Source organism: Mesorhizobium sp. M0816 (assembly GCF_040320005.1).
Lineage (GTDB): Bacteria > Pseudomonadota > Alphaproteobacteria > Rhizobiales > Rhizobiaceae > Mesorhizobium.
Map to the genome: position 1 here is coordinate 299,021 of NZ_JAMYOT010000009.1, position 22,368 is coordinate 321,388.

24 protein-coding genes, 1 tRNA gene and 1 pseudogene are annotated in these 22,368 nt (G+C 61.8%); 10 read left to right on the forward strand and 16 right to left on the reverse strand.

Features of this window, described 5'->3' with window-relative positions; all coding sequences use genetic code 11:
• Nucleotides 1-13 precede the first annotated feature (13 nt).
• On the reverse strand, nt 14-691 hold the full coding sequence (locus tag NKI17_RS17050) for a L,D-transpeptidase (protein WP_352797994.1): 678 nt from the start codon (nt 689-691) through the stop codon (nt 14-16).
• Between the two features lie 10 nt (nt 692-701).
• Nucleotides 702-1,991, reverse strand: a complete 1,290-nt coding sequence (locus NKI17_RS17055) for an ABC transporter substrate-binding protein (protein ID WP_352906379.1) — start codon at nt 1,989-1,991, stop codon at nt 702-704.
• Nucleotides 1,992-2,575: 584 nt separating this feature from the next.
• Here NKI17_RS17055 and NKI17_RS17060 point away from each other — a divergent pair.
• From NKI17_RS17060 to NKI17_RS17095, 8 genes are all read left to right on the forward strand, one after another.
• Entirely contained in the window at nt 2,576-2,965 is a 390-nt protein-coding gene (locus NKI17_RS17060; RefSeq protein WP_352906381.1) for a hypothetical protein, read from the forward strand.
• Nucleotides 2,966-3,000: 35 nt separating this feature from the next.
• A complete protein-coding gene (locus NKI17_RS17065) occupies nt 3,001-3,441 on the forward strand; it encodes a hypothetical protein (RefSeq protein ID WP_352697391.1) in 441 nt (146 codons plus the stop codon).
• Between the two features lie 113 nt (nt 3,442-3,554).
• The gene (locus NKI17_RS17070) at nt 3,555-4,535 is read left to right on the forward strand and encodes a PDZ domain-containing protein (RefSeq protein ID WP_352906383.1); all 981 of its coding nucleotides are present in this window, start codon (nt 3,555-3,557) and stop codon (nt 4,533-4,535) included.
• Between the two features lie 39 nt (nt 4,536-4,574).
• A complete protein-coding gene (locus NKI17_RS17075) occupies nt 4,575-6,521 on the forward strand; it encodes a lysozyme inhibitor LprI family protein (protein WP_352906385.1) in 1,947 nt (648 codons plus the stop codon).
• Nucleotides 6,522-6,633: 112 nt separating this feature from the next.
• Complete coding sequence (locus tag NKI17_RS17080) at nt 6,634-6,888, forward strand: hypothetical protein (protein WP_352906386.1); 255 nt, start codon at nt 6,634-6,636, stop codon at nt 6,886-6,888.
• A gap of 105 nt (nt 6,889-6,993) precedes the next feature.
• Nucleotides 6,994-7,401: a lysozyme inhibitor LprI family protein gene (locus tag NKI17_RS17085; protein WP_352906388.1), complete on the forward strand. Its 408-nt coding sequence runs from the start codon at nt 6,994-6,996 to the stop codon at nt 7,399-7,401.
• 117 nt (nt 7,402-7,518) lie between these two features.
• A complete protein-coding gene (locus NKI17_RS17090; RefSeq protein WP_352906390.1) occupies nt 7,519-8,019 on the forward strand; it encodes a hypothetical protein in 501 nt (166 codons plus the stop codon).
• An 88-nt stretch (nt 8,020-8,107) separates the two neighbouring features.
• Nucleotides 8,108-8,479 carry a DUF4087 domain-containing protein gene (locus NKI17_RS17095; RefSeq protein ID WP_352570173.1) on the forward strand — a complete coding sequence of 124 codons (372 nt, stop codon included), beginning with the start codon at nt 8,108-8,110 and terminating at the stop codon, nt 8,477-8,479.
• 130 nt (nt 8,480-8,609) lie between these two features.
• Here the strand turns inward: NKI17_RS17095 and NKI17_RS17100 are convergent.
• From NKI17_RS17100 to NKI17_RS17140, 9 genes are all read right to left on the reverse strand, one after another.
• Nucleotides 8,610-8,694, reverse strand: a tRNA-Leu gene (locus tag NKI17_RS17100).
• Nucleotides 8,695-8,767: 73 nt separating this feature from the next.
• A complete protein-coding gene (locus NKI17_RS17105) occupies nt 8,768-9,388 on the reverse strand; it encodes a 2,3-bisphosphoglycerate-dependent phosphoglycerate mutase (RefSeq protein WP_352570175.1) in 621 nt (206 codons plus the stop codon).
• A gap of 41 nt (nt 9,389-9,429) precedes the next feature.
• A complete protein-coding gene (gene dapB / locus NKI17_RS17110) occupies nt 9,430-10,263 on the reverse strand; it encodes a 4-hydroxy-tetrahydrodipicolinate reductase (protein WP_352570177.1) in 834 nt (277 codons plus the stop codon).
• A complete protein-coding gene (locus NKI17_RS17115; RefSeq protein ID WP_352755896.1) occupies nt 10,260-12,119 on the reverse strand; it encodes an ABC transporter ATP-binding protein in 1,860 nt (619 codons plus the stop codon). Before NKI17_RS17115 ends, dapB begins: the two co-directional genes overlap by 4 nt.
• A 119-nt stretch (nt 12,120-12,238) precedes the next feature.
• Entirely contained in the window at nt 12,239-13,264 is a 1,026-nt protein-coding gene (locus tag NKI17_RS17120) for a glucokinase (protein WP_352570181.1), read from the reverse strand.
• A gap of 121 nt (nt 13,265-13,385) precedes the next feature.
• Nucleotides 13,386-14,477, reverse strand: coding sequence for a penicillin-insensitive murein endopeptidase (mepA, locus tag NKI17_RS17125; protein ID WP_031212369.1), 1,092 nt, complete (start codon nt 14,475-14,477; stop codon nt 13,386-13,388).
• 56 nt (nt 14,478-14,533) lie between these two features.
• Nucleotides 14,534-15,442: an SDR family oxidoreductase gene (locus NKI17_RS17130; RefSeq protein WP_352570185.1), complete on the reverse strand. Its 909-nt coding sequence runs from the start codon at nt 15,440-15,442 to the stop codon at nt 14,534-14,536.
• Complete coding sequence (gene queG, locus NKI17_RS17135) at nt 15,439-16,599, reverse strand: tRNA epoxyqueuosine(34) reductase QueG (protein WP_023678967.1); 1,161 nt, start codon at nt 16,597-16,599, stop codon at nt 15,439-15,441. The genes NKI17_RS17130 and queG overlap by 4 nt, the downstream gene beginning before the upstream one ends.
• Nucleotides 16,580-17,272: a glutathione S-transferase family protein gene (locus NKI17_RS17140; protein WP_023678968.1), complete on the reverse strand. Its 693-nt coding sequence runs from the start codon at nt 17,270-17,272 to the stop codon at nt 16,580-16,582. The genes queG and NKI17_RS17140 overlap by 20 nt, the downstream gene beginning before the upstream one ends.
• A gap of 162 nt (nt 17,273-17,434) precedes the next feature.
• Here NKI17_RS17140 and NKI17_RS17145 point away from each other — a divergent pair, with 162 nt between their 5' ends.
• The gene (locus tag NKI17_RS17145; protein ID WP_023678969.1) at nt 17,435-18,241 is read left to right on the forward strand and encodes an undecaprenyl-diphosphate phosphatase; all 807 of its coding nucleotides are present in this window, start codon (nt 17,435-17,437) and stop codon (nt 18,239-18,241) included.
• A gap of 94 nt (nt 18,242-18,335) precedes the next feature.
• On the forward strand, nt 18,336-19,586 hold the full coding sequence (locus NKI17_RS17150) for a flavin-containing monooxygenase (RefSeq protein ID WP_352570187.1): 1,251 nt from the start codon (nt 18,336-18,338) through the stop codon (nt 19,584-19,586).
• 80 nt (nt 19,587-19,666) lie between these two features.
• Here the strand turns inward: NKI17_RS17150 and NKI17_RS37000 are convergent.
• The 5 genes and pseudogenes from NKI17_RS37000 to rsmI form a co-directional block, all read right to left on the reverse strand.
• A pseudogene (locus tag NKI17_RS37000) lies at nt 19,667-19,794 on the reverse strand (YraN family protein); the annotation flags it as partial.
• A gap of 101 nt (nt 19,795-19,895) precedes the next feature.
• Nucleotides 19,896-20,132, reverse strand: a complete 237-nt coding sequence (locus tag NKI17_RS17155; RefSeq protein ID WP_254817997.1) for a metallothionein — start codon at nt 20,130-20,132, stop codon at nt 19,896-19,898.
• Between the two features lie 83 nt (nt 20,133-20,215).
• On the reverse strand, nt 20,216-21,184 hold the full coding sequence (locus NKI17_RS17160; RefSeq protein WP_352906392.1) for a complex I NDUFA9 subunit family protein: 969 nt from the start codon (nt 21,182-21,184) through the stop codon (nt 20,216-20,218).
• 192 nt (nt 21,185-21,376) lie between these two features.
• A complete protein-coding gene (locus NKI17_RS17165; RefSeq protein WP_023678973.1) occupies nt 21,377-21,754 on the reverse strand; it encodes a YraN family protein in 378 nt (125 codons plus the stop codon).
• On the reverse strand, nt 21,747-22,368 hold a 622-nt coding region (gene rsmI, locus NKI17_RS17170; protein ID WP_352906394.1), incomplete at its 5' end, for a 16S rRNA (cytidine(1402)-2'-O)-methyltransferase. The genes rsmI and NKI17_RS17165, both read right to left, overlap by 8 nt.

The following is a 22,368-nucleotide window of genomic DNA, read 5'->3' on the forward strand; positions in this document are numbered from 1 at the left end:
TCCGAATGCCGCTTCACACACCCTTGTAAAGTGCCGCCCCCTGCATGAGAACGATAACCTTGGCTCCAACCTTGACGCGGGACGCGAGATCGACGATGTCGTCGTTCCTCATCCGGATACACCCCGACGACACGTCGAGCCCGATCGTCCAAGGCTCCGGGGTGCCGTGTATCCGGTAGATCGTGTCCTGGTCGCGCTCATAGAGATAGAGCGCCCTTGCGCCGAGCGGGTTGTCGGGCCCTCCCTCCATGCCTCCGGCGTATTTCACCGCCTTCGGATCGCGAGCGACCATTTCGGCCGGAGGTGTCCAGGTCGGCCACTCCGCCATGCGGCCAACGCGCACGATGCCGGCCCATCCAAACCCTTCCCGGCCCACGCCGATGCCGTAGCGCATGGCCCGCTGACCCGGCTGCACAAGATAGAGAAAGTGCTGATTGCCATCGATAATGATCGTGCCTGGCACTTCCGCGGTGCGGAATTTGACCATCTGCGGACGAAATGCCTCGGGCACCTCATTATGCGCGGCGTAGTATTTGCGCGCCTTGGTGCGATCGTAGGCCACCCATTTGTGGCTTTTCGGGTCGAAAACCTGTGTTCCCGCAGCCAGCGCCGCCACCGCGACAAGACCGAACGCCGCGGCGACGACTGCCGTGAGGGAGCGCCGCCGGACGGTGCCGCGTTCCGCGAACATAGGATTCCGCTCATGGATTTGCCCACCCGTGCACCCGTGCGCCTTGTGCGGCAACCCATTGTTTGGCGTATTCGTAAGGATCCTGACGCTCTACCTGGAGCGCATAACTCGTCTTGGTGATTTCCTCGGGCTTCAGCTCGACCCGTTCCAGGAACGCCACCACCTTCGGATATTTATTGCGTAGCGAGGTGGCGTAGGCGATATGGAAATGTGCGGTATCCCATGATACCGGCGCGCTGGACTTCGAGACCCAGAGCGGGTCCTCTGACGGCAGTACGATCTTCCACTTTGCCGGATCAAAGGGCGGCTCGGTAAGCCGGACAATGTCGTGCAGCTCAAAGACGTAGTGCGGCGCGTAGCAGGCAAACACCATCGGATGATCCGTGGCGACCGCGGCATCGACAGCCGCCATTCCGGCATCCTCGGGCGTCTCCAGCAAGGTCATCGTCTTGGCATAACCATAGCTGTTGGCGCGGACGCGCTCGATAGCGGTCGAGGACCAACCCTCAGCGCCGATCCAGAGTTCGCCACGTCCGTCGCCATCAGTATCCAACGCGGCGGTTTTCTTCGTATCGCTGAGATCCGAAACATCGTGAATTCCAAATTTGTCGGCTGCTTCACGCGTCGCGCAAATGCCTTGCCAGGCCGGCACACCGATAGGGCTGATGGCCACCGTGCCGGCCCCGTCCACATACTTCTTCACCAGATTGTCCAGATTGGGCAGCCAGATTTCGGGATGAATATCCACCTCACCAGAATTGAGACCGGCAAAGGCAATAAGCGTCCCCATCTCGCGCACGTCGGCATCGAGCCCGAAATTTTCCTTCAGGCTGACCTTGAGGATATTTGCCGTCGCCTGGCCCGACGGCCAGTTCGGCATTGCAATGACGAGATCAGCCGCGTGGACCGGGATGTTTAGCGCCAGCATCGTCAATGCCGCCAGCGACACTTTCCGCAGGCACTGCCGAAATCGGTTGTGCATCTCTTCCCCCTCGCTTCGGTGCTGAAATGAACCGCGACGGGAACAATCTGTCGCGGCAAGCACCTGGTTGTGACACCAGCCCCATCTTCTGACGGGCAACTGCTGAAGGTGCAGCAGTGCATTCGCCAAAGAGAGCGCCTTCACGTGCCGCCCCTGCACGCTACCCGATGACAATCCGACTGGGAAGATGCTCACAACGCGGCCGCGGCGCCCCCACTGCGCCCCTATTTGGCACGCCGCAGCGTTGAAAAGTCGGGCAAAGGGGCGCGTTTCTTTCGGCCCTCGCAACGGTTGGCTGGGTTCGAAAAAATACCACAATAGATCGCGATTAGGGCGATCGTATAAGGTGTGGTATCGTCGCGCATTTTTTGTAGAGCTGGCACAAAATTCACAACAACATAGAATATTACTTGTACTAACTCGGCTTAATGAGAACAAAACTAAGGAAGCATTCCGAAATCGTGCTACTGATCACATTTCAGTATCTGCTAAGATAGTCCGTGTTGATTCCGAATTATTAAGCATTTGCAAAATTCAATCCTGCGATATTGGGATTTGTCCTTGTCATAGGCTGACTCGGATGCATTTCTTGGAAGCACAGCCGCGTCAGCGGATCGTTGAAACATGCTTGGGCGGACGGGGCACTAAGCATGGAGAGGAATATTGACACTCGCTAATGCGGCGGCCCCCGCTGGGAGCGTTCCCTCCCACGTAAGAGATTACGGCAACCGTCGGCGAAGTCGTCGAATGCATCGCCCACAGCCTGGCTCTCGTTTGATGGCCGGCGAAGCTTTGCCCTCCTCCGATTGGCGCCAGCCTTCGCGGCAAAGGCGGGGATCGCCGCCTGCAATGGCCTTCCGATATGGACGATGTCCGCCGCCAGGCAGTCGGAGGAATGAACAATGAAATTCGTAATCTGTGCGGCCTTGGCCACTGCTTTGATGGCGATCGTCGGTTGTACCACCGACGACTACGATGGTTGTCGCGGAAAGGGCTGCCTGGTTGATCGGTCCCATAAAGGGAGCCGGAAGATAGACGACCGGCCGCAGTTCGACAGGAACGGCAATCCCAACTTCGATACCAGGGGCCGTTACATCGGCTGCCATGGGCTCGGATGTAAAGTCGACGATCCTGATGACGGGGATCAAAGTATCGACGACAGACCGCAGTACGACAGAGAAGGCAATCCCAACTTCGATACGCAAGGCAACTACCAAGGCTGCCGCGGCATCGGCTGCGAGGTCGATACACCGGACGATGACAGTTCATCGAACGATGACGATTCCGATTAAGGGACTCGGGGGGGCGAACAAGGAGGAAGCCAATCATGTCTGAATTCAGCGGCCTGGTCCGGCGACGTGTCAAAATCGTCATGGTCGGCCTCACGGGGCTGGGAATGGCGCTGACGTCCGCTTTCGCTGCGAATAACGCCTGTGACGGTATAAAGGTCGAAGTGACGAAGGCGCGCAAGCAGGAATATGCCCCTCTCGTCGTCTCGGCGATGACCAATAAGTTCAAGCCCGCTCAGGCAAAGTTCTTCTCGATCATGGAGAGCGGCAGCTGGAGCGCCGCCTACGTCTCCACGCCGGTGAGCGACGACGGCGTGATGTTCTTCCAGACAGTCGACGGAAAGAAGCAGTTTCGCGACGTGTGGGGCGGCTATGCCGAGCCGTCGGAAAAACCTGAACTGGTATCCTGGGCGAAGAAGCTCGGAGCGCCGCAAGACCTGGCAAAGTGTTTTGCCGAGACAGTTACGGAACGACGGTGATGATCGCTGGAAATTGCCGCTGACCGTTGGTGCAGGGGGAGAATGATTGGTGAGCGCTCCGGGGCGCCGGGGCTCTGAGATCGACTCCAATCATCAGCTGCAGGACGTGCAAAATGCAAAGTCTTCGAAAATCCAGACTGATCGTGCAGTTCGCCCGTGCATTGGCAACTTCAGTGAAAATGACGGCCGTCGTAAGCGTAACCGTCCCGCACACGATCAATGTTGCGTATGCCAGCAAATATGATCTGCCGAAACCCTATGTTTCCCGGGCTCTTAACGCGGTTTTGATACCGATCAACCACGCCTCTCGGCACCGCTACCAGATCCCGCCAAAACTTCGCGGGGTGTATGTCCTGGCTGTTGCACCCCATGGCATTGCCGCGCGGCAAGGCATCCGACCGGGTGACGTGCTTGCCACAGTGCGGCATCAACCGATTTCGACGCCGCTTGATGTCGACAGACTCGTTTGGGCCGCCCTTGCCGCGAGTGCCACCAGTTTCCTGTTTGGCGTGAACCGCGGGACAGAAGTCGCAGATGTCGTCGAGGTCAACACCAACATCACCGTCAACAACTTCAACACCAACATCTCGGTCAACAATATCTCGCAATGGACGAGCGTCGACAATCGAGAGGTGTGGACACAGATCGTCGATGAGTATGACGACGAGATGGAGACGGGCCTCAATGACACGAGCTATCGCGCGGACGACTCGCAGCCTGGCGACGCCAATCCGGACGCAAATGTGTCTTCTCCCGATGCTGACGACGACGATACCAGCACCGACACTGACGACAATAACCCGGCCGACAGTACCGACGACAACAGTTCCGATCAGGACGATTCGAGCGATCAGAACGACGATGAAAACTCAACAGACGGTGATGATGACAAGAACAGCACCGACACCGATGACGATGCGTCGGATGACAGCACTGACAACAATGATTCCGACGATCAGGACGATTCCAGCGATCAGAATGACGATGACGACCCGTCGGCAGATGGTGATGACGAAAACAGCACCGACAGTAATGACGATGCGTCGGATGACAGTAACGACGCTGACGGATCGGACGATGACGATGCCAACTAACGGCCGACCGTGCCGGCAGTTCTAGACCGAGGACAATCGATGAAAACCGCGATGCTGACCGCTGCCATCGTTCTGGCCATGCCGGCTTTCGCATTTGCCCAGGACAAATGCTACGACGCCGCCAAGGACCAGGCCGACCCGAACGAGTGCGCCGATGCCGCGTCCAAGAAATCCGACAAGAAGCTCAACGAGCTTTACCAGCAGATCGAAACCCGCCTGAACGACGACGCGGATACCAGGACGCTTCTCGTTCAAGCACAGCGGGATTGGGTCAAATTTCGCGACGCCGAGTGCAGTTTCCAGACCGCAGGAGCGGCCGGAGAAAGCGCAATTCCAACGCTCATCGCGGAGTGCATGGACAGCCTGACGCAATCCCGTGTCAAAGATTTCGAGGGATACCTGAATTGCCAGAAAGGCGATGCGAGCTGCCCCGTTCCGGCAGCGAACACATCACATGCCGTACCTGCCGTGGCCGAGGAGAACGGCCAGACCGGCCTTGCCCAGGCTGCCGACCCGATACCCATTCCATTGCAACATGTTGTTGGGCACCTCGGAACCGGCAGTGATGAAGTCATCTACCACAAACTCGGGATCGTGATGGGCATCAATGGTGCCAAGCCTCGTCTGTTCGAATTCGACACCGGGTCGGATGAGTTCAACGCCGAGATCGATTCGAGTGTCCCTGGCGTAGAGCCGGTGCGCGGCAGCAAGCCCGAAATGTACGCCTATGGAGACGGCACCTACGGAGGTTGGGTACAACAGGCCCGGGTCGACAGCCTGTCCTATTACGATCCAGATGATCCCTCGGAGCCTGCCGTAACCTTCGACGGTGGCTATGGCGCCGGTCGGGTGGTGGATTACGTCTTCACCAAGGGTTTCGGCTATCTCAAGGATATGAAATTGACGCAAAAGCCCGTTGGCCACCGCGGCGATACGCCGGTCTATGCGGATCTTGATGCGCGCAAGAGCATGCAGAATGGCGAACCCGGTGGTTCGACGACGTTTTACGGTGTCTTTGGAGCCGGCGATTTTCTCGATGAGGGGGACGAGGCCGCCGCTCCCGCCAGTCAGACACAAAGCGGCTATGTGGTCTCGGCCAATGCAAATCTTGGAAAGAAGACGACACCGGGCTGCGCTCCCTGCCTGACGCTGAATTTGTCCCCCAGTCTGAGATCCCAGTTTACGGCCCTGATACCGTGGGGCGAACTGGATTATGAATTCCGCCAGAGACGATTCCCGCGATCAGGCGCGAACGCATCCAATCACTACGAAGGGTCTTACCATTATACAATTTCTTTTGACTATAAGGGAAAGAAGCAGTCGGTTGATTTCAGTGGACCTGTTTTATTGGATACTGGATCGTCGACCTTTCTCGGTATCACCACAGAAGGCTTTTTTAATAAGCTTCGCTCGAAAGGATTTAAGCTTGATGAATATGATTATACGGTAGTCGATTTTAAGATTTTGGGATTTGAAGATAGTTTCAACAACAAGGAATACAGCGATGTCGTTATGGATCGACAAAGCGATGAGGAGGGGGGCAATGGAGTTGTTGTCGGGCTACCCTTCTTCCAGTCAAATTCCGTAATGTATGATCTGGAGAACAAGACGACCGCATATTCACCCTATTTTGTCAGCGCTGCTAACTTTACCACAGACGCGGCTGCCGAGGATCAAGTGCAGCTGAATCGCGCGACCAGCGATGCTGGAAGCAAAGGATGGCTCGGACTGGCCGGCATCGTCTCCGGCGCCGGCGACTTCACGATCGAGAAGGATGCGGACGTGCGTATGACCGGGGCCAATACCTACACCGGCACAACCCATATCGCGGCCGATGGGTATCTTACTCTGGCCGGGCCGGGCAGCATCGAGCATTCCTCGCGCGTCATGGTCGACGGTGTGCTCAACATTGATCAGAAAGGAAACTACCTGAAGCCCTGGGGAGTGGCGCACTCCATGAACGATACGGCCATTCGCACCCTTTAGCGGTAAAGGCGAGGTCTATCTGGGTGCGGGCAGACTGATCCTGACAGAAGCCGACGGGCAATTTGATGGAACCATCGCGAACTATGATGACGCCGGCGACAGCGGCGGCCTCGTGGTCGCCGGTGGCAAGCTGACGCTGAGCGGCAAGAACAAATATTCGGGCATGACGGAAGTGGCGGCGGGAGCGGAGTTGCACGTGACCGGCTCTTTGACCGGTGACGTTTCCGTCTCGGGACTGCTTGTCGTTGACGGAGAGGTCTCCGGCGAAGTCATGGTCAAGGAGGGCGGCACGCTGACCGGCTCAGGAAAGGTCGGCACCGTCACGGTCGCCGAAGGTGGCAAAGCTGATCCAATGAAAACCAGATAATCAGGCCATGGGCACGGCCGACCGTGGCAATGACGGACAGCTGACGAGAACATAGGGCGGGGCTGAGCAACTTAAGAGCTTGACTGCAACCGGAAAGGGAAATCGATGAAAATCGCGATACTGACTGCTGCCGCGGTTCTGGCTGCGCCGACATTCGCCCTTGCCAAGGACAAGTGCGCCGAGGCCAAGGATCAGGCCACCATGAACCAGTGCTTCGGTGCCGAGTTCCAAAAATCCGACAAGAAGCTCAATGAGCTTTACAAGCAGATCGAAGCCCGCCTGAAGGACGATGCGGATACCAAGAAGCTTCTTGTTCAGGCACAGCGGGATTGGGGCAAGTTTCGCGACGCGGAGTGCAGTTTCCAGACCGCAGGCGCGGCCGGAGGAAGCATGATGCCAATGCTCATCGCGCAGTGCATGGACGGCCTGACGCAATCCCGCGTCAAAGGTTTCGAAGGCTATCTGAAATGCCAGGAAGGCGACATGAGCTGCCCTGTTCCGGCCGCGAACTGACACGTGCCACAGCTGATCGGATCACGATGAAGCCGGCGGCGAGCGTGACGTCGCCGCCAGACATGAAAGAATGCGAGGGGCATCATCATTGCGTGAGGGACTTGAAGGAGGTGGATCGTGAAACGCTATGGATCAGTGCTCGCAATGACGATTACGGCATCTGTAGTGTTGGCATGTGCTGTGCCGGCGACAGCCCAGGGCGACCTCGGCTTCGATATCAACGTCACGCTGTCCAAGAAAGCAGCCGCCGAGCTCGCGGCTAAAAAGGAAGGGATCGTTGTCTTCGCTTCCTACTACGGCGACCCGAAGCGGAGCGCCGAGAAGCATGCCAACGAAGTCGGCCAGATCGATCTCACGCCGCAGGACGAAGAGGTCGAGATAGCGGGCACAGCGGGCCACGCCCGCATCAGCGGCACAAAGGTCGACACGAAACGTCTCGACTGGCTCGCGGGCCCTCCCGAGGTCAACGTCAACGTCGCGTCGGCGCGCAAGAGCAGTCCGGACAATCTGCTCAGCTGCGATTTCATCGACGGTCCACTAAGTGATGTCCAAAGGAAGCCTGTGACGCTTCATTGCGGGTTGATTGAAGAAAATGTGGACACGAAATTAAGGCCATAAGGGCTGCAAAGTCATGTCGCCTCGTTACCGGCGTCAACGCAGATCGTTGACGGCATGACCTGCTTTATTTCAGGGAGGTGAAGATTTCATGCGCCCATTGTTCGCAATCTGTTTCTGCCTGACCATCATGTCCTTGTCTGCCGCCGCCTATGCCGAGCGCCGTTGTGGCTGGTACTCCAGCCCGACACCCGGCAACCTCGTCCTGACCGACAGTGACGGGGATTGGTGGATCCAGATGCAGGGACGCCCGGATCCCAAAGGCATCGACAATGTGCCGGCCTTTGACGAGCGGCAATTCGTCGAGACCAATGTGCCTGGTTCGGGCCACGGCTACGGATGTGCGTGCATGAACGTCGTAACCAACGCCAAGCAACAGAAGATCACCAGAGTGATCTCGGGCCAAGTCCTTCCGCTGCTGCGCTGTCGCAACGACAGATCGCTGCCTAACCCGGACGGATAATTGTTAGATATCTTGTGGATGCCATGGCTGACGGTAGGGCAGCCTAGAGCATTGGATCAAGAAAAAGCCCGGCAAACCGGGCTTTTTCTTGGGTCTCTGAAACCGCATCAATCGGTTCGAAGCGGGAGTTTGGTGCCCAGAAGAGGACTCGAACCTCCACTCCTTGCGGAACACGGACCTGAACCGTGCGCGTCTACCAATTCCGCCATCTGGGCTGGTGCGCGCTCATTAAGCGGGCGAGGGATGAGTGTCAACGCGCTTTTTTGAAAGCCGCGTTCCTTCTCCGGCTCAATGCTCCAGCACTTCCTTCGACGCCACCGTGGAATCGGCGTTGAGCGTGTAGATGATCGGCACACCGGTGCCGAGCTCGAGCTTGACGATCTCCTCGCCCGATTTGCCGTCCAGCGCCATGATCAGCGCGCGCAGCGAATTGCCGTGCGCCGCCACCAGCACGGTGCCGCCGCGCAGCACATGCGGTTGCAGATCGTGCAGGTAATAGGGCCAGACGCGCGCGCCGGTGTCCTTCAGGCTTTCACCGCCGGGCGGCGGCACGTCATAGGAGCGGCGCCAGACATGCACCTGCTCCTCACCCCATTTCTTGCGCGCATCATCCTTGTTGAGGCCGGAGAGATCGCCATAGTCGCGCTCGTTCAGCGCCTGGTCGCGAATGGTCTCGAGCTCGCTCTGGCCAACGGCGTCGAGAATATGCTGGCAGGTCTTCTGCGCCCGGATCAGCGACGACGTGAAGGCGATGTCGAACTTCATGCCGCGCGCCCTGAGCTTGGCGCCGGCCGCCTTGGCTTCGGCATGGCCCAGTTCGGTCAGGTCGACGTCGCGCCAGCCGGTAAATAGGTTCTTCAGGTTCCATTCGCTCTGGCCGTGGCGCACGAGCACGAGAGTTCTCGACATATTTGCTCCTTCAAATCTTGTGGATCAGCCAATCTTGTGGATCAGCTTGTCAGGCCGAGCACGTCCCGCATCGAATACAGTCCCGGCTTCCTGCCGCGCGCCCACAGGGCGGCCTTGACCGCGCCACGGGCGAAGATCGCCCGGTCTTCGGCATGATGGGCGAGCGTGATGCGCTCGCCGGTACCGGCCAGCACCACACTGTGGTCGCCGACCACCGAGCCGCCGCGCAAGCTGGCGAAACCGATCGAGCCTGCCTTGCGCACGCCGATATGGCCGTCGCGCACGCGAACATCGTTGCCGGCAAGTGCTACGCCACGCCCGGCAGCGGCGGCTTCGCCGAGCAGCAGCGCCGTGCCCGATGGCGCATCGACCTTGTGCCGGTGGTGCATTTCCAGGATCTCGATGTCGAAATCGTCGGCATCGAGCGCGCGCGCCGCCTGTTCCACCAGCACCGCCAGCAGATTGACGCCGAGGCTCATATTGCCTGACTTGACGATCGTCGCGTGCCGTGCCGCCGCCGCGATCCCGGCATTGTCTTCGGCCGAGCAGCCGGTGGTGCCGATGATATGGGCGATGCGCGCCTGCGCCGCGTAGCCGGCGAATTCGACGGTCGCCGCCGGCGTAGTGAAATCGAGCACGCCGTCGGCCTTGGCGAAGGCCGGCAGCGGATCGTCGCCGATCGCCACCTCGAGCCTGCCGACGCCGGCCAGCTCGCCGGCGTCCTTGCCGATATGGGGCGAACCGGCCCGCTCGATCGCGCCGGCGACGCGGGCGCCCGGTATCGTGTGGATGGCGCGGATCAGCGCCTGGCCCATGCGGCCGGCCGCGCCCACCACCACCAGGCCCATTTCACTAACGGTCGGCGTGTCACTCATGAATGTCTCCCGGCCGCCATTTTCGCGCGACCATTTTCCGCCGCACTCTGGATTGGCTCGCCGTCATCGACAAGCCCCAGCCCCTTCCTGCCTTGCACCCGGTGGAACCGGGCATAGACGCTGTGCGGGTCAGCCATCAACGAGGCATGCGTGCCTTGTTCGACCAGCCGGCCCTGCTCCAGCACGATGATATGGTCGGCATTGACCACCGTCGACAGCCGGTGCGCGATGACAATGGTGGTGCGCCCTTCCATGACATGGGTCAGCGCTTCCTGGACGCGGGCCTCGGCCTCGTTGTCGAGCGCCGAGGTGGCTTCATCGAGCAGCAGGATCGGCGCCTGCCGAACGATAGCGCGTGCAATCGATACACGCTGGCGCTGGCCGCCCGACAGCGTCACGCCGTTCTCGCCGACCGGCGTGTCGTAGCCTTGCGGCTGCTGGCGGATGAAATCGTCGGCCGCGGCCTGTTGCGCGGCGCGTTCAATCTCGGCGTCCGTGGCGCTCAGCCTGCCGTAGCGGATGTTGTCGCGGATGGTGCCTTCGAACAGATAAGGCTGCTGTGAAACATAGGCGATCGAGCCGCGCAGCGAATGCTTGGTGACCTTTGAAATGTCCTGGCCGTCGATTTCGATGCTGCCCGACTCGACGTCGTGGAAGCGCTGCAGCAGCGCAACCAGCGTCGTCTTGCCGGCGCCCGAGGCGCCGACGATGGCGGTCACCTTGCCGGCGGCGGCGACAAAGCTCAAATCCTGCAGGACCGGCGCCTCTTCGACATAGCGGAAGGACACGTTGTTGAAGCGCACTTCGCCAGAGGTGAATTTCGCCTCGGCGGCTCCCGGCACGTCACCCTGCTGCGGCTCGAGGTCGAGAAGCTCGTAGATCATGCGCGCATTGACCAGCGACTTTTCCATGCCGACCTGCATACGCGCCAGCCGCCTAGCGGGGTCATAGGCAAGCAGCAGGGCGGTGATGAAGGCAAACACCGCGCCCGGCGGCTGGCCGCCGACGGTCGCCCGGTAGCCGGAATAGGCGATGACACCGGCGACGGCGAAGCCGGCCAGCATTTCGGAGATCGGCGTCAGCCGTTCCGAGACGCGGGCGATCTTGTTTGCCCGCTGCTCGGCGCCCGCGACGAGGCCGCCGATGCGGCGCGACAGCTCGTCTTCCAGGGTGAAGGCCTTGACGATAGCGATGCCTTGCGTCGCTTCCTGCATCGCGCCGATCAGCCGCGAGTTGATCTGCACCGATTCACGGGTGATGCGACGCACCCGGCGCATCAGATAGGTGACACTGTAGATCAAGGGCGGCCCGACCAGCAGCGACATCGCCGAGAGCATCGGGTCCTGCCAGATCATGACGCCAACCAGCGCGACAAGCGATACGGCATCGCGCGCCAGCGATGTCAGCGTCATCGACAGGAGATCGCGGATGCCGTTGACGTTCTCGTTGATCTGCGCGGCGAGCCGGCCCGAGCGGGTGTCGTTGAAGAAGCTGACGCCGAGCTTCATCAGGTGGTCGAAGATGCGGCGTTGATAGCGCGCCACCAGATTGTTGCCGATTTTGGCCAGCGTCACTGCCTGGCCGTAGCTGGCCAGCCCGCGCAGCATGAAGGCGGCCAGGATCGACACGCTGATCAGCGCGATAAGATCGCCGCGCTGTTGGTAGAAGATCTGATCGATGACATCCTTCATGATCCAGGCTGTGAAGGCGGTTGTCGCCGCGATCGTCACCAGGCAAAGCACGGCAAGAGCATAGTACCAGCGATAATCGCGGCTGTTCTCGGCGACGATGCGGCGAATCACCGCCACGATCTCGCTGGGACGGACTTTCCCTTTAGTTGGTGCTGGAAGTGTCAAGTTGGAGCGCTTTGTGGTTTCGGTCCGGCCGGGCTGCAATTCGGCAACCTCTTAACGCTCCAATGGCGGCTTGCCTATGGCCGAGGACGGCGAAACTTCGTCGCGGCGCAGCTTGTATTCTAGACCCGCCAGCGCCGCCCCGCCGTCTGCACGCCGAACACCGACGGATTTCTGGCATAGGCGGCCAGCCCTAAAAGCGCCGCCAGCGGATGGGTGATGACATAGACCGGCATGCTGCGCATCAGGGCGCTGTGCGGCGCCTTGTCCTCGAAGGCGGCGCGGAAATTGCCGATGCGCAGCGCCGGCAGGATTTTTTGCGCGATGCCGCCGGTGAGGAAAACACCGCCGCGGCTCATGAACACCAGAGCGAGGTCGCCGGCGGTGCGTCCCAGGCAGGTGACGAAGATCGACAGCGCCTCTTCGGCCACCGGATCGTTCTTTGCCAGCGCCGCGGCGGTGACCTCGGCCGGCGTGGTGAAGGGCGACGGCTTGCCGTCCGCCTTGGCTACCGCCCGGTAGGCATTGACCAGGCCGCGCCCGGACAGGATCTGTTCGCCGGAGATGCGGCCCTCGAGCTTCTCGATATGCGGAAACACCTGGAAATCGCGCGGCGAGCGCGGCCCGATATCCATATGGCCGCCCTCGCCGGGCACCGGTATCCAGTGATGCAGCGCATAGACCAGTCCGGCGACGCCGAGCCCGGTTCCCGGGCCGAGCACCACCCGCCCGGAATTCGGTTCCGGCTCGTCGCCGCCGATCTTTTCCATATGCTCTTCGCCGAGCGCGACGACAGCCAGCGCCTGTGCCTCGAAGTCGTTGAGCACCACGACGTCGCTGAGACCGAGACTGGCGAACATCTGTCTCGGCTTGACGATCCATGGGCAATTGGTAAGCGGGATCTCGTCGCTCTCGACAGGGCCTGCTACCGCCAGCACAGCTGAATTCGGCCGGACCGACGAGCGGTCGAGCACGGCCGCCTGGATCGCCTCGTCTATCGTATTGAAGTTGGCGGTCTGGACGATCGTCGGCTCGCCGGCCTCGGAATTCGCGTCGAGCACAATCGAGAAGCGCGCATTGGTGCCGCCTATGTCACCGATCAGGATCGGAAATCGCAACAGAGTGTCGTCGTCGCTTACGCCTGGCATGCTCTCGTCCGTTCCCGACGCGTATCGCCGTTCTCTCGTTGACTAGCGCATGACCGCAAAAAGGGAAATCGGTTTTCGAAGTGGAGATGCACGGATGCAGACAGCAAACACGCTGCCCGCATCAGTGCCCCGGTCGTGGCCGCGGCAGCGGAATGCCGATCTCGGGGGTCGCCACAAAGGCGTTCGCCGAGGCCGGAAGCGCTGCCGCGCCGGCTGCGACCGTCGGCGGCGGCGAAGGTTCTGCCGCGAGAGCGGGTTCTGCCGCGATCGGTACGCCGTCGCCATAGTAGGTGACTGCTTCGGCCGTGGCCGGAGCCGGCGCGTCGAGCACGAACTGGCATTGCCTGGGCAGGTTCGCCATCGTCATCACGTCGCGTGCCTTCGGCTTGTCCGGGTTCTTGTTGGGGCGCCACGGCCCCTCGGTGAACCACCAGGCCAGCGCCTGGTCGCAGCCATCGCCCGGCGCCGTCGCTTCCTGCGCCTTGCAGTCGGGTGATCCAGCCTGGCAGCCGATGCGAATGTGGAAGTGGTAGTCGTGGCCCCAGAACGGCCTGACCTTGCGCAACCAGCTGCGGTCGCCTTTGACCGTGTCGCAGAGCTTCTTCTTGATCCCTGGATTGACCAGGATGCGCTCGACTTCGGGATAGCTCGCGGCGCGCTTCAACAGCCGCGTGTGCATCGGCGTCCACAGGCCGTCCTTCACCAGATGGGTTTTTTCATCGACCATCAAGGTAGCGCTGATGTTTTCGCGCTCTTCGGCCGAGAGCTTGCGGTCGGGCATCGGCGTCAGCCAGATGTCGGCGTCGAGGCCGATCTGGTGCGAGGCATGGCCGGTCAGCATCGGCCCGCCGCGCGGCTGCGAAATGTCGCCGATCAACAGGCCCGGCCAGCCGTCGGCAGCGGCGTCGCGCGACAGTTTCTCGATCAGCGCGATCATTGCCGGATGGCCCCAGCGGCGATTGCGCGACGGTCGCATCACCTCCCAGTGCCGGCCGTCCATGGGCAGGGCGACGCCGCCGGAAAAACAGCCTTTGGAATAAAAGCCGATCGATTGCGCTGTTGCGATTGCCGGCAGCTCTTTGGCGCCAAACAGGTCTTTTGCCCGTTGCTCGGCGCTCGCCGTCTGCGCTGCAAGCGTCAGGCCGGCGACGGCCAGAGCTGCCGTCAGCAGCAGTGTTTTGCCCGGCAAGGCTCGCTTTAACGTCTTTCCCAAGCTGGACCCCTCCGCGATTTGAACCGCATCATACCACGCCCCGCGCAGCGTATCGATCATGACCGTTTCATCGGGCTGCGCGCCTCGCCGTCGCGCCAGTCGCCGCTCGCCCACATGGCATCGAGCGCCGAGCGATAGTCGGGGAAGCGAAACCCATAGCCGGCCGCCTTGATCGCCGCGTTGGCGACACGCTTGTTCTCGCCGTAGAAGGACCGCGCCATGGGCGAAAGTTGGGCGGTCTCGAACGGAATTTCGGGCGGCGGCTCGATGCCCATCAATTGGGCGGCATAGGCGACGACGTCCTGCGGCGGCGCCGGCAGGTCGTCGGTGACGTTGAAGATGCCGCCGCGATTGCCTTCGGCCAGATGCCAGAGCGCGCCGGCAATGTCGTCGCAATGGATGCGGTTGAACACCTGGCCAGGCTTGACCAACCGCCGGGCGGTGCCGTTTTCCAGATTGACCAAGGCGTTGCGGCCTGGCCCATAAATGCCGGAAAGCCGCAGGATCGCCGCCGGCCGGCCGACGTCGTGGCCCAGTTTCAGCCAATCCTGCTCGGCGGCAACCCTCATCGCTGATCGCTTCGATACTGGCCGGCATTCGGCGGCCTCGTCCACCCAATTGCCGCCATGGTCGCCATAGACGCCGACGGTGGAGAGATAGGCGATCCATTCGAGCTCCGGCATGTTGGCCGCGATCTCCTCGCGTGCCGCGCCCAGCACCGGGTCGCCGGCCTCGTCCGGCGCGACCGAGACGACGAGATGGGTTGTCTTCCCAAGCGCATCGCCGATTTCGGAGGTCAGCGTGCCATCGAAACGCAGCGGCACGATACCGGCTTGCCGCAGCGCCGCGAATTTTTCCAGCAACCGTGTTGTACCGAAGATCGCTGTGTCGGCATCCCTGTTGGCGCGGGCGAAGGCCTTGCCCGAATAACCGGCGCCGAAGATGAAAATCTGCTTTTTTGTCATGTATGCGCCTCGATCGGCTTTGGCAGGGCCAGAAGCCATTCGCCTCTCACCGCCTCGTCATCTTCTGCTTGCAAAGCGGCTGCGGCACGTTCGGCAAATTCCCGACCCGGCACCAGCCGCGACAGCGCCCATACCGCAGGTCCGCGAACCAGGGGCGAGGCGTCGTCGAGCAGCGCGCGAACGGCGCCGGCCAGCGACAAGTCCTGGGAATTGCCGGCCGCTATCAGCACGTTGCGGATAAAACGGGCGCGGCCGATACGCTTGACCGGCGAGCCCGAAAAAAGCACGCGGAAGGCAGCGTCGTCGAGGCGCAGCAGCTCGGCGATCGGCGGTTCGCGCAAGTCCGCGCGGGCGGCAAGCTTTGCCTCCGAAGCGGCTTGGGCGAACTTGTTCCACGGGCAGGCGGCCAGGCAGTCGTCGCAGCCATAGATACGATTGCCGATCTTTTCCCGGAACTCATGCGGGATCGGTCCTTTGTTCTCGATGGTGAGGTATGAAATGCAGCGCCGCGCATCGAGCCGGTAAGGCGCCGGAAAGGCATCCGTCGGGCAAACGTCGAGGCAGGCCCGGCAGGAGCCGCAATGGTCGTCCTCAGGCGCGTCCGGCACCAGTTCGGCCGTCGTGAAGATGGTGCCGAGGAACAGCCAGGAGCCATGCGTTCGGCTGACCAGGTTGGTGTGCTTGCCTTGCCAGCCGAGGCCGGCCGCCTCGGCCAGCGGCTTTTCCATCACCGGCGCGGTGTCGACAAACACTTTCACGTCCCCGCCGGCGCGTGCCACGATCTTGCCGGCGATCTCCTTCAGCCGGCCTTTCATCACGTCATGATAGTCGCGGTTCTGCGCATAGGCCGAGATCGCGCCGCGGTCGCGCTTTGCCAGGATGTCGCGTGGGTCGTGGTCGGGGCCGTAATTCATCGCCAGCACGATGATCGAGCGGACCTCTGGCCAAAGCGTCGTCGGTTTGCCTCGCCGCTCGAGCGTTTCGGCAATCCAGCCCATCGAGCCGTGAAAACCGTCGGCAACGAATTCGGCCAGCCGTTCCGGCGCCTGCGGAATCGCATCGGGCGTGGTGACGGCAACGGCGTCGAAGCCGGCGTTCCGCGCCTCGCGGTCGATCAGCGCGCGCAGCTTTGCCGTATCAGAAATCGAGGTCCGCATAATGTGACACCGGCGACAGGCCGCGCACCCGGTCGGACAGAAGCGGCCGGAACGAAGGCCGTGATTTCACCCTTGTATACCATTCGCGCGCGGCGCTGTGTTCGCGCCAGTCGATCTCGCCGAGATAATCGAGCACCGACAGTGCTGCCGCCGCCGCGAGATCGGCATAGGTGACCTTGTTGCCGGCCAGCCAGTGACGGGTGCCGGCCAGCCAGTTGGTGTATTTCATGTGCTGGCGGATATTGGCGCGGGCGGCGCGGATCGCCGCCGAATCGGGCGAGCCGCCGCCTGCCGTTTCCGGCATGACCGGCTTCAGAACGCGCTCGCGAACCAGATGCCGGGTAACCTCGCTTTCCGCCTTGTTGAGGTACCAGTCGGTCAGCCGGCGGATTTCGGCGCGCTCCATCGGATCCTCGGCGAATAGCCGCTTGTCGCGCTTGAGTACGCCGCGCGTCTCGTCGAGATATTCGGCAATGACCACTGCGCCGACGATCGGCACGTCGCCTTCGGCGAGCAGGATCGGCAGCGTGCCGGCCGGGTTCAGCGCCAGGAACTCCTTGCGCCGCGTCCACGGCTTCTCTTCGATCAGCGCCAGTTCCTCGCCATACTCGCCAAAGGCGAGGCGGACGAAGCGGCAGCTGGCGAACATCGGATGGTGGAAAAGCGTCAGCATGGTCCCGCGATAATAAAGCGCACTGGCAAATCGCCGGCTGCGCCGGTAAGTCTTGGCCGCCCGATTCAGCGGGCTGTCAGGGTGCTGCGACCTATAGGGGGAGTTCCGCGCCATGACAAGCAAGCCCTTTTCTCAAGCCCTCACTCCAACGCCGAGGTTGCCATGGAAAGCCAGACCGTCGTCGAAGCGCTGCTGCTCGGCCTGCTCGAGGGCCTGACCGAGTTTATTCCGGTGTCTTCGACCGGTCATATCCTGCTCGCCGGCCATTTCCTCGGTTTTCATTCGACCGGAAAGGCCTTCGAGATCCTGATCCAGCTCGGCGCCATATTGGCGATTCTCAGCGTCTATTTCCGCCGTCTCTGGAAGATGCTGCTCGAGCTGCCCTACGATCGGCTGACGCGGCATTTCGTCCTTGGCATTCTCATCGCATTCCTGCCGGCGGCCATTATCGGCGCACTGGCGCATGACTTCATCAAGACGGTGCTGTTCGAATCGCCGCGGCTGATCTGCATCATGCTGATCATCGGCGGTGTCATCCTGCTGCTGGTCGATCGCATGAAGCCGAAGCCGTATTACCACGATGTCGAGCGGTTTCCGACCAGGCTTTATCTGCAGATCGGGCTGTTTCAGTGCTTGTCGCTAATCCCCGGCACGTCGCGCTCGGGCTCGACCATCGTCGGCGCGCTGCTGCTCGGCGTCGACAAACGGGCGGCGGCGGAATTCTCTTTCTTCCTTGCCATCCCGACGATGGTCGGCGCCTTCGCCTTCGACCTGTTCAAGAACCGCAATGTACTGAGCAGCGCCGACCTGCCCATCATCGCCGTCGGTTTCGTCGCCGCCTTCGTCACGGCATTGATCGTCGTGCGCTTCCTGCTCGACTACGTCTCGCGCCACGGCTATGCGCTGTTCGGCTGGTGGCGGCTGGTCGTCGGCATCGTCGGGCTGGCGGGGCTGGCCATCTGGGGGTGAGCCGGCGCGGATAGCGCAATCCCAGCCGGAACTCTATTCTTGCCCGAAGCCGAGCCATACGATCTTGTCAACGTATGGTTGGCAGGGGGAATGCATGAGCGAAGTTCTTGACGCCCTCGTTATTGGCGCCGGTCCGGCGGGACTCGGCGTCAGCTACTTCTTGAAACGGCAGGACCGCGACCACCGTGTGCTCGATCGAGGCCGGATCGGCGAGACGTGGCGAACGCAGCGCTGGAACTCGTTTCGACTGAATTCGCCGACCATTCGCTCCATCTTACCCGGTGATTCCTACGAGGGGCCCGAGCCGTGGGGCGCGATAACCCACCACGAATTTGTCGCGTATCTCGAAGGCTATGCCGAGCGGCACCGCCTGCCGGTAAGCACCCAAACTCCGGTGCAAGAGCTGACGAGAGACGACGGGATCTTTCGCATCACCACGACGGACGGGGCATTTCTGGCGCGCAACGTGGTGATCGCCACCGGCGACCAGAATCGGCAGGTCCGGCCAGCAGGGTCGGCGGATTTGCCAACCGCAATTCGCCAAGTCGATTCCTCGGCTTATCGCAACCCGGCCGAGTTCGAGAGTGGCGCGGTGCTGGTGGTCGGCAGCGGCCAGTCGGGCGGCCAGATCGCCGAGGACCTGGCGTTGGCAGGACGTGTGGTCTTTTTGGCGACCAGCCGCAACGGCCGTTGGGTGCGGCGCTACCGCAGGGGCAACATACTTAAATGGCTGACGCTGTCCGGTTTTCTCGACGTTCCGCGCAAGGAACTCGTCCTCCCCTCCGGCAAGCTGCAGGCCCGCGCGCTGGTCGGCGCGACCCATACGATCAGCCTGCAATCGCTGAGCGCGCAGGGCGTGGTGCTGCTCGGCCGCTTCAGGGGTGTGGAGAACGGCAACCTCGTCTTCGGCGACGAGCTCGACGACCATATGCGATTTGCCGACGAAGTCTCCGCGAATGCCAAGCGCCTGGTTGACGAGTACATCGAGCGCGCCGGCCTCGATGCGCCACTGGCCGAGGATGATCCGGCCGAGACGATTGAACCGCGCTTGCCCGATCCTCCGATCCGCTCCCTCGACTGGACGGCGAGCGGCATCAGATCAGTGATCTGGTGCACGGGCTTCACCGGCGATTTCGCATGGGTTCGGCTTCCCGGCGCGCTCGATGCAGCCGGCCAGCCCGTCCACGAGGATGGCGTCGGCGCTGTTCCAGGTCTCTTTTTCGCCGGCCTCGATTTCGGATCGACGCGGAAGTCGGGCACCATACCGGCCATTCCAGAGGAGGCGGCCGCCGTCGTGGAGCGACTTGTCCAAGCGGGAGCCGACTTGCCACGGAACGGCGTCTAAACGAGCCGTCGAACGTGGGTTCTTGAACGTGCAAGAACATGACAGCTCTGGCGCGATCAAGACGACGCACGCTGCCTTTTGTCGAAGCGCACCGACAATTTTCCGTAGTCCATTGGTGCGACAGCCAGAAATCGCGGGCACCTTCGATACGGCGCTCCGATTCGCGGCCGACTGCATCCATTGCCTCCATCAGCGTGCGGCGGCCTTGACCTCGGCTGGTCGTCGTCGTGCCGACAGCACTGGCCATATATGGGATGAGCCGGCGCAGTCGTTCGGAATGGTCGACCTGGAGACGCCAAAGGAGGTGCGTCAAGGCGCACGATCGGTCAGCGCGCTCGCGCCTTCCTCCGCGGCGCAATGTGCGCAGCAGTAGATGATGTCATCCTGTTCGACGCCATGTCCGATGATCCGGCATCCGCAATGCGGACACGTCGGAGCAAGTTTCTGGACCGCGCATTCGAAGCTGTCGAATGTGTAGGTCTCGTCGGCCATCGTCACGTTGAAGGCCTTGTCGTAGTCATTCCCGCATTGATCGCATCTGGCCATAGTTCTTCTCCTTCTTTCACTGGCTTCAAGCTCGACCAACCTGTCGCGCGGCGATAGGTTCCCGCCAGGATCAGGGGGCCGTCCTAAGCCGGAGACGAGAGCGAGCCTACGCGACGGCGCTGTTCGATCGCACGGATCACCTCGTCGATATCCCGCGGCTCGATGTCGAGTTCCTTCAGGCCAGGCGCGTCGATTGCTGCCACATTGTCCTGACGCATAAGATCGATCTGGTTGCGCGTTATGGGGGCAGCCGGGAGGAGTTCCGCGACGCCAGCCAAGGCGTTCCATACCGCAAACGGCACCGGCATCAGCTTGACGTGCGTATCGAGCTGTCGGGCGATCTCCCGAAGCAGTTCCTTATAGGCATAGATACGCGGGCCACCGAATTCGAATATGGATGAACCCTGGGTTCGCCCGTCGATCAGCCGGCTCACTGCTTCTGCGACGTCTGCCACATAGACCGGCTGAAGCCGTGTGCCACCATCGCCGAACAGCGGATAGACCGGCAGGAGGCGTATCATCCTCACAATGGTCGTGAGGAAAGCGTCGTCAGGTCCTGTCATGACGGCGGGACGCACAATGAAAGCGCCGGGAAATGCGCTTTCCACGGCACCTTCTCCGCGCCCACGCGCCCTTATGTAATTCGAATCCGATTGAGGATCGGAGCCGATCCCTGAAATCTGGACGAACTGGTCGATCGCGCGGTCGCGCGACGCGGCAGCGAGATCGGCCGCGGCTTTCACATGCACGCGTTCAAAGGTCTGGACGCCCTGCTCGACGTAAAGACTGACGGCATTCACGACCGCCTGTGATCCGGTAATGGCCGACCCGATCGAGGACGCATCCAATATATCCGCCTCGACTGCTTCGGGCATCCTTGTAATCGAGGAAAAGACCAGGGCCACGCGAGCCGGATGGCGAGATGCGGCGCGCACCGTGAAACCTCTTTCCAGGAGCCGCTTCACGATCCTGCGCCCGAGAAAGCCAGTTCCGCCGAACACGGTGACGATCCGTTCCGGGTTGAGATCGTCGGGATCCATTTGCCTCGCCATCCCTTTGTCCTCGCATAGCTGCCACGCGGACTGCGCTGGCCGGCATTTGAACCAGCCCGTCGAACATCAGGACGATTGGGGAACAACGCAGGAACGCTTTTGTTCCAGTCAGCGCTGGGCGGATGCTTGACAGATCGGCAAACCATGATCTGAACCGCAGGCGCAGCAAAACGTCCCCACGTCGAGAATGGCCTAGTTTCGCCCGTAAAACACATTCTCGACATGCACCGGCCAGCGCCACGGCAGCACCGCCACCATGTCGAAGCGCACCGATAATTTTCCGTAGTCGGATTGGCGCGACAGCCAGAAATCGGCGGCGCCTTCGATGCGGTGCTCCGATTCGCGACCGACGGCTTCCATTGCCTCCATCAGCGTGCGGCGCGCCTTGACCTCGACGATCAGCACCAGATCGCCACGCCGCGCGATCAGGTCGATCTCGCCGAACCTGGTGCGGTGGCGGCGGGCAAGAATTCGGTAGCCTTTCAGCATCAGCGCCGCCGCCGCCAGCCATTCGCCGTGATGGCCGCGCCGGTAGGCCTTTTGCCGGCTGGCGCTCGGCCGTTCAGCCATCGCCGTCTCCGCCGGTCCCGTCTCTTCCGGCATTCTTGAGGTCGAGCAGCCGACGATAGAGCGTCTGCTTCTGGCCACCCGTCATCTTGGCGGCTTCCGCCGCTGCCTTGGAGGCCGGCATCTCGGCGGCGAGCGAAAGCAGCAGCCGGTCGATGTCTTCAGGCTCATCAGCGACAACATCCGCCAGGCCGACGCAGATGACGATTTCGCCTTTCGGCGTATCAGCTGCGGCGTAATGGCTGGCGAGCGACTGCAGGGTGCCGGTCCGCATCTCCTCGAAGGTCTTGGTCAGCTCGCGGCCGATGGCCGCCTTGCGGGCACCGCCCAGCACCTCGACCATGGCACTGAGCGTCTCGGCCAGCCGGCGCGGCGATTCGAAGAAGATCAACGTTGCCGGCACCGCCTTCAGCGCTTCCAGCCGCGTCAGCCGCTGCCCGGTCTTCACCGGCAGGAAGCCGGCAAACAGAAACGCGTCCGAGGGCAGGCCGGATGCCGTCAAAGCGGCAAGTGCTGCTGATGGGCCGGGGATCGGCACGACACGAATGCCGCGTTCCAGCGCCTCACCGACCAGCCGGTAGCCGGGGTCGGAGATGAGCGGCGTGCCGGCATCCGAG